The 11490-nt window shown below is 63.6% G+C and carries 11 protein-coding genes; 8 read left to right on the forward strand and 3 right to left on the reverse strand.

The window, feature by feature from the left end:
* Nucleotides 1-32 precede the first annotated feature (32 nt).
* Together BGP17_RS10340 and BGP17_RS10345 are read left to right on the forward strand one after the other, a co-directional pair.
* Entirely contained in the window at nt 33-1457 is a 1425-nt protein-coding gene (locus BGP17_RS10340) for a conjugal transfer protein TraH (RefSeq protein WP_070156729.1), read from the forward strand.
* An 11-nt stretch (nt 1458-1468) separates the two neighbouring features.
* Nucleotides 1469-5233, forward strand: coding sequence for a conjugal transfer protein TraG N-terminal domain-containing protein (locus BGP17_RS10345; protein ID WP_070156728.1), 3765 nt, complete (start codon nt 1469-1471; stop codon nt 5231-5233).
* Here the strand turns inward: BGP17_RS10345 and BGP17_RS10350 are convergent.
* From BGP17_RS10350 to BGP17_RS10360, 3 genes are all read right to left on the reverse strand, one after another.
* Nucleotides 5230-5577 carry a hypothetical protein gene (locus BGP17_RS10350; protein WP_190287315.1) on the reverse strand — a complete coding sequence of 116 codons (348 nt, stop codon included), beginning with the start codon at nt 5575-5577 and terminating at the stop codon, nt 5230-5232. The genes BGP17_RS10345 and BGP17_RS10350 overlap by 4 nt on opposite strands.
* 169 nt (nt 5578-5746) lie before the next feature.
* On the reverse strand, nt 5747-6070 hold the full coding sequence (locus tag BGP17_RS10355) for a helix-turn-helix domain-containing protein (protein ID WP_070156726.1): 324 nt from the start codon (nt 6068-6070) through the stop codon (nt 5747-5749).
* Between the two features lies 1 nt (nt 6071).
* The gene (locus BGP17_RS10360; protein WP_070156725.1) at nt 6072-6449 is read right to left on the reverse strand and encodes a type II toxin-antitoxin system RelE/ParE family toxin; all 378 of its coding nucleotides are present in this window, start codon (nt 6447-6449) and stop codon (nt 6072-6074) included.
* 77 nt (nt 6450-6526) lie between these two features.
* Here BGP17_RS10360 and BGP17_RS10365 point away from each other — a divergent pair, with 77 nt between their 5' ends.
* The 6 genes from BGP17_RS10365 (at nt 6527) to BGP17_RS10390 (ending at nt 11473) form a co-directional block, all read left to right on the forward strand.
* Nucleotides 6527-6988 (forward strand): hypothetical protein, encoded by a 462-nt coding sequence (locus BGP17_RS10365; RefSeq protein ID WP_070156724.1) that lies wholly within the window; start codon nt 6527-6529, stop codon nt 6986-6988.
* 6 nt (nt 6989-6994) lie between these two features.
* The gene (locus BGP17_RS10370; RefSeq protein ID WP_070156723.1) at nt 6995-7555 is read left to right on the forward strand and encodes an RES family NAD+ phosphorylase; all 561 of its coding nucleotides are present in this window, start codon (nt 6995-6997) and stop codon (nt 7553-7555) included.
* A 253-nt stretch (nt 7556-7808) separates the two neighbouring features.
* Nucleotides 7809-10160, forward strand: coding sequence for a heavy metal translocating P-type ATPase (locus BGP17_RS10375; RefSeq protein WP_083276966.1), 2352 nt, complete (start codon nt 7809-7811; stop codon nt 10158-10160).
* 2 nt (nt 10161-10162) lie between these two features.
* Entirely contained in the window at nt 10163-10552 is a 390-nt protein-coding gene (cueR, locus tag BGP17_RS10380; RefSeq protein WP_070156722.1) for a Cu(I)-responsive transcriptional regulator, read from the forward strand.
* A 175-nt stretch (nt 10553-10727) separates the two neighbouring features.
* Nucleotides 10728-11024: a type II toxin-antitoxin system Phd/YefM family antitoxin gene (locus tag BGP17_RS10385; RefSeq protein WP_083276965.1), complete on the forward strand. Its 297-nt coding sequence runs from the start codon at nt 10728-10730 to the stop codon at nt 11022-11024.
* Nucleotides 11021-11473, forward strand: coding sequence for a type II toxin-antitoxin system VapC family toxin (locus BGP17_RS10390; RefSeq protein WP_070156720.1), 453 nt, complete (start codon nt 11021-11023; stop codon nt 11471-11473). Before BGP17_RS10385 ends, BGP17_RS10390 begins: the two co-directional genes overlap by 4 nt.
* The last annotated feature ends 17 nt before the right edge of the window (nt 11474-11490 follow it).

Here is an 11490-nt window from a genome sequence, read left to right on the forward strand (position 1 = left end):
CCGCCCCCAACCCAGATTGTCCGGAGTCCGCCATGTTCGGTCGGTATCGCACCGCTGCGCGCGCGCTGATCGCGCTTGTCCTTGCCACATTCGTCTCGACCGCGCCTGCCCATGCGCAGAGCTGGGCGGAAAGCTGGTTCGACAATGTCACCTATACCTCTCCCGGTTCGTTCGAGGACCAGACGCGCGGCTATGTGACGGCCGGCGGCATGTCGGGCCGTGTCGACGTCCATAATGATTATCTCATGTCCGTCAGCCTGCCAAAGGTGAAAGCCGGCTGCGGCGGTATCGACATGTTCCTGGGCGGCATGTCATTCCTTGATCCCGACTATCTGGTCCAGAAGCTCGAGAGCATTCTGCAGGCCGCGCCTGCGGTGGCGTTCCAGTATCTGCTCGAAACGCTGGACGAGAAGATGGGCAACATCATCTCGAAGATGGAAGCAGCGACCAATTTCCTGAACTCGATCCAGGTCAATGATTGCCGGCTCGCCAATCGCATGGTGCAGATAGCCAAGGGCGACGACAACATGTCGGGTATCATCGAGGAGATGACCGGCTATCGCTCGGTCAAGCAGGGCTTCGCCAAGAGCTATCAGCAGAGCCGCGAGAAGATCGAGGCGAACAACAACAACCCCACCGAGGATCTGAAGGACGCGCTCGCCAACTGCCCAGCGGAGGTGACCGACATCTTCCGTACCGGCTCGCTGTTGTCCCATGCCGCCTCGCGCGTCGGCGCTGGCGACTGGGCAAGCGTCATGCGGGCCCGGGTCGGTGACGTCTATATGCGCTGGGACGATGGCGACCGGGTACCGCTGTTCACAGCCATTCCCCAATGTCCCGCGCAGGATACGGAAAGCGCGCAGGACTTCCTGACCGGCCGGGTCCAACGCAGGACGCTCAATTTCCCGCCGACGGGTGCGGATTGCGCACAGGACGGCTCGGGACGGGGTGCCCTCGTGCTCGCCCGCGAGCGCATGCAGTCGATCGCCACCAAGATCCGCACGCGGGCGGCGCTCTCGGCCGAGGAACGACAGTTCGTCGCCAACGTCCGAACGCTGCCGGTCTACCGGATGCTCGAATGGGGCGTGCGCCAGGGCGTCGTCGATTCCGTGATTGCAGATACCGACGAACTGGTCGCGCTCACCCTCGCCTACCAGATGCTCAATGACCTGACCCGCACGATCGATTTCACCGTGACCAATGCCGAGCGCGGCGCGACCGTCGCGGGATCGGCAGACGGCAACAACAAGAATGTCTGTCAGACGCGCATCCTGTCCAAGGGGATCGAGCAGCTGCGTGACCTGAGAGACGAAGTGCTGCGCCAACGCGCGCAGATGCGCCAAAGCTACATGGCAGCTCTCAATCAGGCCAACCTCTCCACCAATTATGCCGGACTCCTGCGGGAGCGCGACCGCGACGCGCGCGATGCCGCCGGCGCCGCTGCCCGCAATCAATAGGACACACCATCATGCGCCGGCTTGCGAGGCTCTTTGCCGCCCTTCCCGCCCTGCTTCTCGCCACGCCCGCCCTGGCGGTCGATACGAGCTTCCACACCTATGACGGCTTCGCCGAGACGGTCGATGCCTTTCGCCTAGTCTCGATGATCTTCAGCGATCCGCGCTACGAGACGCTGGTGATGATCGTCGCGACGGTCGGCATCGGTCTCGGTGCAATCATCGCCAGCGTGCGCGGGACCGGCATGGGCCTAGTCGCCTTCGGCTTCCAGATCCTGATCGGTATCGGCCTGTTTGTCGGCCTCATCGCCACGACCGGGACGGTCCATGTCTATGACCGCGTGCGCAATGCCTATCAGCCTGTCGGCGGCGTCCCCAACCTCCTCGTACTCGTCGCCGGAGCGACCAACATGATGGAACGCGCGATGGTCGAGACGATCGACGACAACACGCTGGACCCCAATGCGAAGATCGAGTTCGGTGCCGGCGGGCACAGCTTCGACCTTTTCCTAAACGCCGTTTCGCCGCGCGGTCCGATGACCGACGTGTTCCTCGACGCGACGATCAAGGACTATGTCCGCCAATGCTATCCGGTCGCCCGTGTGTCGGCGGCTTATGGCGTGGACGATGACCAGCTGTTCCGGACCTCGACCGATCTGCCTGCTTCGTTCGCGGCGATGGCCGGGCCATCCACCTTCTCCACGGTCTACACGCAATCCGACAAGGGTGGAACGACGGTCAGCTGCAGCGACGCCTGGACGCACATCTCCGATCGCCTGTCCGATCCCGTCCTGTTCGAAAGCTACACCAACCAGATCTGCACCCGAACGGGCTATGATACTGGCAATGCACAGCAGATGACGCGTTGCCGCCAGCAGCTTGGGGAGATGGGGCAGATGATGCTTGGCCGGCCGCTCAGCGCGCAAGCCTTTCTGACCCACATCCTGCTGGGCAACACCGTAGGCGACGTCCTGTTCGAGGATTCCCCGGCGAGCGCCGCCAGGGTGATGGCCAACCGGGCGGTCATCTCCAATGGTCTCGCCACCATGTCGGTCGCGAACGAATGGATGCCGACGATCCGCGCCACGGTGTTCGGCATCATGTTGTTCATGATCCCGATCGCGCTGCTGTTCATCCTGACGCCCATCAACCTGCGCGTGGCGAGCTTTGCCCTCGGTATGTTCGTGTTCGTGGCGCTCTGGGGCGTGATCGACGCGGGGATCTATCAGTTGACCCTCGGGCGCGCGACCGCGACGCTCGCCGAACTGCGCTCGAACGCGCTCGCCGCCAATGCCTGGCTATTGGCGCCATCGGCGGCGATGAAGGCGCTGGCGATCTTCGGCAGCTTCCGGACCGCCGCCGCTGGCCTCGCCGGCGCGTTCGTTTTCACAGTCTTCCGCTTCAGCGGCAATGTGTTCACCTCCTTCACCTCAGGGTCGCTCGGGATAGCGAGCCAGGGCACGGCCGCCGCCGCGCCGATGGGCACCGCCGAGGGACAGGCATCCGCGCTCGAGGCCCAGGCTTCAGCCATGGGAACGCGTACCCGCGCGGCCGCCGCTTCGAGCTTTGGCGATTTTGGGGAGCGTTCGACCTTCAATGCGAACCGAAGCTATGGCGAGGCGGGACATATCCTTGGCGAGCGTCCTGGCACGCCGGGCGGAACGGCGTTCGCACTCGGCGGCATCGAAGGCTCGCGCCAGATGGGGAGCCTCGCTCCCGCGCTGGGTGGCCGGGACCTTGCCGATCCCGGGGTCGCGCGCGCCGTCCAGGCCAATGCGGCCACTACAGCGATCCATCAGTTCGCGGAGAAGGATGCCCTGAGGGGTCTGGGCACGAGCTATTTTGGTCAGGACGAGGCCGGCGAGAAGGCGTTCGCGGCCTTCAGCCAGAACCTCGTCCAGTGGCGCGCCTTCGGCGACCAGCGCGCTTACAGCATGATGATGCAGGGGGCGGCCCGGCATTTTGAACGCGCCGGTTATTCGCCGGCTGATGCCCAGCTCAAGGCATCAGGCGTGATCGGCGACGCCCAGGCTGATCCGACATTCGCCAAGCTGATCGCCAACACTTATGATCAGGAGCAGATGCTGCGCAACGACCTCACGTCCGCGCAGGTCCAGGTCGGCGCGATGGAGGGACGCCGCGACTATGCCGGCGACAATGTTGCAGGCGTCGAGCGTGCCAATGTCGCGACCGAGCAGGGCTGGCGAAGCGGCAGCAATCAGGGCCAGCGCGAAGCGGCGGCGATGCTCGGCCTGTCAGTCGATGAAACTTCGCGCCGGATCGGCTTCATCAATGCGCTGTCGGGCGAAGCGCGCAGTTCCGCCATAACTCAACTGTCCCGCGCGACGGGGCGCAATGAGGCGCAAATCGAGGCCGCGCTCGAACGCTATAATGCGGCCGTCCAGGTCGGGACAGCCGATGGCGCGACGGCCGAGGCCGGCCGCGAAGGGACCAGCATCTATGGACGCACGCGCGAGGCGTCGGGCTACGATTTCGCCGAACGGTCCGGCAAGCTTGACGCGCAGCGAGAGGTTGGAACAACGGGCACGCGAAGCGCGGCGCGCATCGGCGAGCAGCGGCGCCAATCGGAAAATTTCGGGTTCGCAGAGGGCGCAGCTGCGGCGGGCGTCTCGACGCGGGAGGCAGCACGGCTCGACAGCTTCATCCAGGCGCTGAGCCGCACAGCGGGGAACCAGGTCGATATGGCCGAAGGCGGCGCCGGGGGCATCGCTGATCGCGCGCGCAACGAGCGCATCACCTCGATCGTCGATCGGGAGCGCTTGACCCGTATGCAGGGTCTCCTTGCCGAGAACGGCATCAACCTCACGAAGCGCCAGATCGCCATGGACCAGAATGGTGACCTCGGCCTCAATCTCACCCCGGAGACCGCTGCTGCGATGTGGAAGGCCGGGCTTATCAACGAGAGCCAGCTTGGCGCGATCGCCAATGGCGGGCACGCACGGTTCAGTTTCGCGCACAATGATCTTCTGGTTTCCAGCGGCACGGATTTCAGCCGCTCGGCACGCAGCGACACCAGTACCCGGTTCGAGGCTGGCAAGCAGGCAGGGCCTGACACGATCGAGCATTTCATGGGCGGTGGCGCCGAGGGGCAGGCTATGCTCGCCAACTGGCTGCGCGGCGGATTCGAGATGGACCGCAAAGGCGAATGGAGATTGAAGCCACAGGTCGCCGACACGCTCCAGCGCGACGTCCAGGCGATCATGGCGCAAACAGGATGGCAGAGAACTCTCTCCCGTTCCGCCGCGGATCAGACAACAATGGGAACCACTTTCGGCCTCGAAATCGGGAGAACGATATCTACCTCCGATAGTGAAACCACGAGCGACAGCGCGCGGTCTGGCAAAGGACGGCAACGAGGACCTACCCAGACAACTAGCAAAGGGAGAACGACAGCCGGTCGGTTTGGTGGTAATATAGGTTTTCGAAGCACGGATCAGGGATCCACTACCGAAACCGCGCAATCCACGATGGACGTTATGAACTATGATGTCCGGGAATCCATTGCTGCCGCTGAGCGTGCCGCAGCGCGCTCCAGCGATCCGGCAGCAACCTTCTCCCGCGAACTTTCGAACCGCGTCCTTGGGAACGAAGGCATGCGCAATCGCTACCTTCAGGATGCGGACAATGGACGCGCCACCTTTGATATCACCGGCCCATTAACCTCGCTCGAGCAGAACTCAGTCCTCTCGAAGGGCAGTTTCTCGACCGACATCGCCGGCAGTCCTGGCGACGGAGACAGTAAATTCAAGAAGCGCTAACGATGCCTTCCGGTGTGGGGATCAATGTAGTCTGGATTCAGTGGGTTCGAAGGGTTGCCGATCCAGAGCGGTCCAGATCGGGGGTCGAATGGATCGGCGAAAGCGCGCGATCTCTCCACCATCCGCTCATGCTCTTCCCAAACACGCTGTCTCTCGGCGTCACCCTCCTCATCGGACAGCGGCACACCATCGCCTTGCCCGATGAAACTATCCAGGCGTTCGCGAACATAACCGACGCCCAGCACCATGACCGCAGTCATCGGAAAGAACAGGATGTCGAGATAGCCCGCGATCCCCCCACGATAGAAGGCTTCCAGCGTGTCGATGCGGGTGGAGAGGGCCATCCCTCCCCACCAGACCGGAATGGTCGCCCACCAGAGCTTCGCGTACCATGGACGCCAGAAAAAGTGTCGGGCGCGCAGCGTTTGCCCCCCGGTAGCAGGCGTAAGTGGTGGAGGCTGATCGGCGACAGAATCATGTGGCATGTGCACGCCCGTTCTGACCGAAAGGAGATCAGACCAGCTCGATGACGTGAGCCTGCCCGACGCCCTCATGCCGAGGGCTGACCTGATAGGCGACATCATGCCCGAGCTTCCTGAGAGCCGTCGCGATATAGGCTTCGCTGATGCCGTCCAACCTGCCGTTCAGGATCTTCGACAGCTTGGGCTGCGGAATGCCGATCATTCGGCTCGCGACAGTCTGGCTCAGTTTGAGCTCATGGATGGACCGGAGCATCAGTGCCGCCAGGTCGGATTTGACCTTGAGATCATCGGCATCGGCCAAGCCGAGATCGGCAAAGACGTTGCCTCCGCCGGAAGTTACATGTTCGACAGCCATATCAATGTCCTTTGCTCTTACTCGCGCTACGCTGATCTTCCGCGTCCCGCCTGGCATCTTTCAATCTGCTCTCAATCGTCGTCTTGTCGTGTTTCGGGATAGCGATCCCGTTCGTTGACTTCTTCTGGAAGCAATGCAGCACATAGACAGCGGAATCGATTCTAGTGGTGTAGACCGCCCGATAGGAATCGCCATCATGGTCCTCGATCAGTTCAACTGCTCCATCATAACCTTTCAGCGTCTTCGCATCCGGCGCACGCTCCCCCTTCTGGGCCAAGCGGAGACCGTAACCCAGTGGCCGCTTCACCTCGTCGGGCATGGCCGACAAATCCTTGAGCGTGCTCCCCAGCCATCTTATTTCCTTGTCTGACTCACTCATTCCCGGACCACATCATCTTACAACACCCATTTATACCTAAATGGGTATAGCGTCAATAGCCGGTCTGCTTTGTTCAGATGCGCCAGGCACTTGCAATCGCTCCGGGCGACGTCGCGCCAGAATCGCCAGCTGATTTCGAGGCGATCAGGGCTGCGCGCGAGAAGACCGCGCGCTTCCGCGACGATATGGCTCAGCGCGCCAGTAGGATGTTTGATCGCACTGATGTTACCGAGATGCTTGGCGTGACTGCGGTCGCCATCAAGAAGCAACGGCAGCGGCGGCAGATGCTCGGCGTCCCCTATGGCGCTGAAATCCCATATCCGGCTGCCCAGCTCGTCAATGGCGAGGCGCTTCCCAATCTCAAGCGATTGCTCGAGGCCTTCGGCGACACTCATCCCTGGGAGCAATTGATGCTCCTGACGACGCCGGTTGAAGGCTTCAGCGCCCACGAGGAAACACCGCTGGCGATCCTGGGGCGTCGCCCGGATCAGGAAACCTTGCGTCAGCTCGTCGCACTTGTCGCGAGTTGGGCGGTCTGACCAGGAATGGCCGCCACCATGTTGCGACGCGTCGGTGCGGGCGTGCATATGCACCGGATTCATCGTGCTGCCCATGATCCGCTTTTCTTCGGGCCGTTCGGGCCTAAACCCGAAGGCCGCTTCGACGCCCCCGATGGCAGCTACAAGGTACTCCACACCGCCCGCACGCTGGTAACGGCTTTTGGCGAAACGCTCGTCCGACGGCCTGCGATACCCTACATCCTGTCCAGTGCGGTCCAGGCTCGCGCTCGCAGTGAAATCGTCACCACACGAGCGCTCAGGCTCTATCCACTCCTCGATGGCGGCATATCGGTTCATGGCCTGTCCTTCACCGACCTGCACGGCGACGCCTATGGCAAGACCTGGGCTGCCAGCCGGCACATCCATCAAACGACCACGGCGGACGGGATTCTTTATACATCCCGGCTCGACAATCAGCCTTGCGTTGCCCTGTTCGAGCGTGCCGCAACCGCCATCGCCATCTCGGAGGTCAGCAACGTCAGCATCTCGCCGTCCGAGGCGACATCACTCGCCGCGCACTTTGGGAAGGACTATGTGGAACCGTAGATCACTCGATGTTTTTCAGCGGTTCTGAATAGCGCAGCGGACTGTCGAAGGCCGATGTCTGGCCGTCTCCGACCGGGCCAATAACTCAATCCGCGAAAATTGCGGACAAAACGCTCAATCTCGCGGGCGAGATGCCGCGACATTATGCACAGCCTCCCCGCCCTGTCCTGAAAGCGCAACTCCATCGCGATATCCAGGGACTTGACCGTGACATGATGTCAGACCTTATCTACAGCCGTAAAGGAGCAAGGCGATGCATGATCATCATGGCCATAGCGGCCATAGCTTCTCGCACGGCAAACCCGCGGGCGAAACCAAGGATCCCGTCTGCGGAATGAGCGTCGATCCTGGGAAGACGCACCAACATGCCGAGCACAATGGCGCTTCCTATCACTTCTGCAGCGCCAACTGCCGGGCGAAGTTCATCGCCGATCCCGCAAAATATCTGGCGCCGCAATCGGCATCCGCTCCTGTGGCATCGGCATCCAGGATCTGGACCTGCCCGATGCATCCGGAGATCCGTCGCGATGCCCCCGGCTCCTGCCCGATCTGCGGCATGGCGCTGGAGCCCGCTGAGCCTGGCGCCGACGAGGGGCCGAACCCCGAACTGGTCGACTTTACCCGCCGCCTCTGGGTGAGTGGGATCCTCGCGGTGCCGCTGCTGCTGCTTTCCATGGGTGGCGAGATGGTGGGGTTGCACCTCGTGCCCATGCGTTGGTCCCCCTGGGTGCAGCTCGCCCTCACCGCGCCGATCGTGCTGTGGGCCGGATGGCCGTTTTTCGAACGCGGATGGGCCTCGCTGAAGAGCCGCCACTATAATATGTTCACGCTGATCGCGATCGGCGTGGGGGCAGCGTTCCTCTACAGTCTGATCGCTACAGTCGCCCCCGGCCTCTTCCCGGCCGCTCTCCGCACGCATGGCGATATGGTTCCAGTCTATTATGAGGCTGCGGGCGTCGTCGTTGCGCTCGTCCTGCTCGGCCAGGTGCTGGAGTTGCGCGCACGGGCCTCCACGGGACGCGCCATCCGTGCATTGCTCAAACTCGCGCCCAAGACGGCACGGCGCATCAGCCCCGACGGCGCCGAAAGCGAAGTGCCGTTGGCAGACATTGCGAGAGGCGACCGCCTGCGCGTGCGCCCCGGCGAGGCGATCCCGGTCGACGGCGTCGTGAGCGACGGCCACTCGCCGGTCGATGAATCGATGCTCACCGGCGAGCCGGCGCCGGTGTTCAAGTTTCCCGGCGCGGCGGTCACGGGCGGCACAGTCAACGGCACCGGCAGCCTGGTCATGGAAGCACAAGCGATCGGCTCGGACACCATGTTGGCCCGCATCGTCGCGATGGTGGCAGAGGCGCAACGCAGCCGCGCGCCGATTCAGGCAGTCGCCGACCGCATAGCCGGCTGGTTCGTGCCGGCGGTGGTGCTGGTGGCGATCGCGACCTTCATCATCTGGAATCTGGTCGGGCCGGAGCCGCGCTTCGGCCACGCGCTGCTCAACGCCATCGCCGTCCTCATCATCGCCTGTCCCTGCGCGCTGGGACTCGCCACGCCGATGTCGATCATGGTTGGCACCGGACGCGGAGCGCAAGCCGGGGTGTTGGTCAAGAACGCCGAGGCTCTGCAGGCGCTCGATGGCGTCGATACGCTGGTGATCGACAAGACCGGCACGCTGACCGAGGGCAAGCCGAAGCTGATGGCAGTCGAACCGACCCAGGGGTTCACGGCGGACGAGCTGCTGGCACTGACCGCCGCGCTGGAGGAACGGTCCGAGCATCCGCTGGCTCTCGCGATCATCGCGGGCGCGAGCGATCGGGGGCTCACGCTCAGCGAGGTCCGCAATTTCGAATCGCAAACCGGGATGGGGATCAGCGGGACTGTCGGAGGCCGCACGATCGCCGTCGGCAATGCCGCGCAGATGGAGCGGATCGGTGCCGACAGCACATTGCTCGCCCCAGCCGCCGAACGCCATCGGGCCAATGCAGCCGGCGTGATGTTCGTTGCCGTCGGCGGGCGTGCCGCAGGCCTGATCGCGGTCGCCGATCCGATCAAGGCCTCGACGCGCGAGGCCCTCGCCGCGCTTCAAGCCGAAGGACTGCACATCGTCATGCTGACCGGCGACAGTCGCGGCACGGCCGAGGCGGTCGCGAACGCAATTGGCGGCATCGACGAGGTTCATGCCGATCTCAGGCCCGACGACAAGGCGCGGATCATCACCGAACTGAAGACAAAAGGCGCGCGCGTCGCCATGGCGGGTGACGGCATCAACGACGCGCCGGCGCTGGCCGCCGCAGATGTGGGGATCGCGATGGGAACGGGCACCGACGTCGCCATCGAAAGCGCCCGACTGACCCTGACCGCGGGCGATCTGGCGGCGATGGTACGGGCGCGCCGGCTCGCCCGGGCGACCATGTCCAATATCCGCCAGAACCTTTTCTTCTCCTTCCTCTTCAACGGCATCGGCGTTCCGGTCGCGGCGGGCGTGCTCTACCCGGTCGCCGGCATCCTGCTCTCGCCGATGTTCGCTGGCGCCGCCATGGCCCTGTCCTCTTTCACCTTGGTCGCCAATGCGCTGCGGCTGAGTGCCGTGAGGCTCGACGGGAGCTAGCCATGAACATCGGCCAGGCGTCACAGGCGAGCGGGGTGTCGCAGCGAATGATCCGGCATTATGAGAAGATCGGTCTCGTCCCGCCGCCGGCCCGGCGGCGCAGCGGTTATCGCGACTATTCGGACGCGGACGTGCATCGCCTCCGCTTCATTGCCAATGCCCGCGACCTTGGCTTCCCGATCGAGGAGATCCGCTCGCTCCTCGGCTTGTGGCAGGATCGTGGGCGATCGAGCGGCGACGTCAAGGCACTGGCCATGGCGCGCGCCGAGGAGCTGGGCCGAAAGGCCGCAAAGCTTCAGGCAATGAGGACGGCGTTGGTGACGCTGGCTGAGGCCTGTCATGGCGATGTTCGACCGGAATGCCCGATCATCGAGCGTCTCGCCCGCACATAGCCCGGGAGTTGACGCGGCCTGAAGCCGACACGCGCGGCTCGCTCAGAAGCACGCTCACGGCGGCACGCCCAGGCCGACCGTGGACTGGCGCTTCAATTTGCGTCACGCGCTCAGTTTCGCGTTGCCAAACTCCGTCCCAAGTCCTATATCTGACTAGCTAGTCAGGAGAATGCGAATGGGCACGGCAATCCGAAAGGACCCGGAAGCCAAGGACGGACAAGGCGGCACCTGGAAACTCGAGGACGCCAAGGCGCGCTTCAGCGAGGTTGTCCGACGCGCTCAAAGCGAAGGCCCCCAGCGAGTCACCGTGCGAGGGCGCGAGACTGTTGCGGTCATCAGCGTGGAAGAGCTCGAACGGCTCCTGCCCACGGACGGCAGCAAGCCCGCCTTCGTACCCTTCCTCGAAGGCCTCGGGCTCGACGGTCTCGATCTGGAGCGCGAAATGGACCGGGGACGGGATATTCTTCTGTGAAGGGCTGGCTGTTGGATACCCATGTCGTGTCGGCCCTGGCCAGTCCGAATGGGGCTCCGAGTGTGAAGGCCTGGGCAGCGAGCCAGACCGAGCATAGCATGTATCTGAGCGTGCTCACTCTCGCGGAGATCGACAAGGGCATCCACAATCTGGACCCGGAAAGTCCGGACCGTTCCCGCTATCTCGCCGCGCGCGCCGCCCTCGCCGATCGGTTCAGCGGCCGGTTGTTGTCCGTCGAGGATGCTGTGGTCTTTCGGTGGGGCGTCATTTCCGGCGAGGTGAAGCGCCGCGTTGGTCAATCGCCTCCCGTCGTGGACACGCTGCTCGCCGCGACCGCGATCGAAAACGACCTTTTTCTGGTCACCCGTAACGTCAAGGACACACGAAACAGCGGAGCGGCGCTCTTCAACCCCTGGGAAGACGGGCCCGCTGATTTCTCCGTCACATAAGTTGAATGGCACCGAGG

Origin of the sequence: Sphingomonas sp. 67-41, assembly GCF_001899725.1 — a bacterium.
Classification (GTDB): domain Bacteria; phylum Pseudomonadota; class Alphaproteobacteria; order Sphingomonadales; family Sphingomonadaceae; genus Sphingomonas; species Sphingomonas leidyi.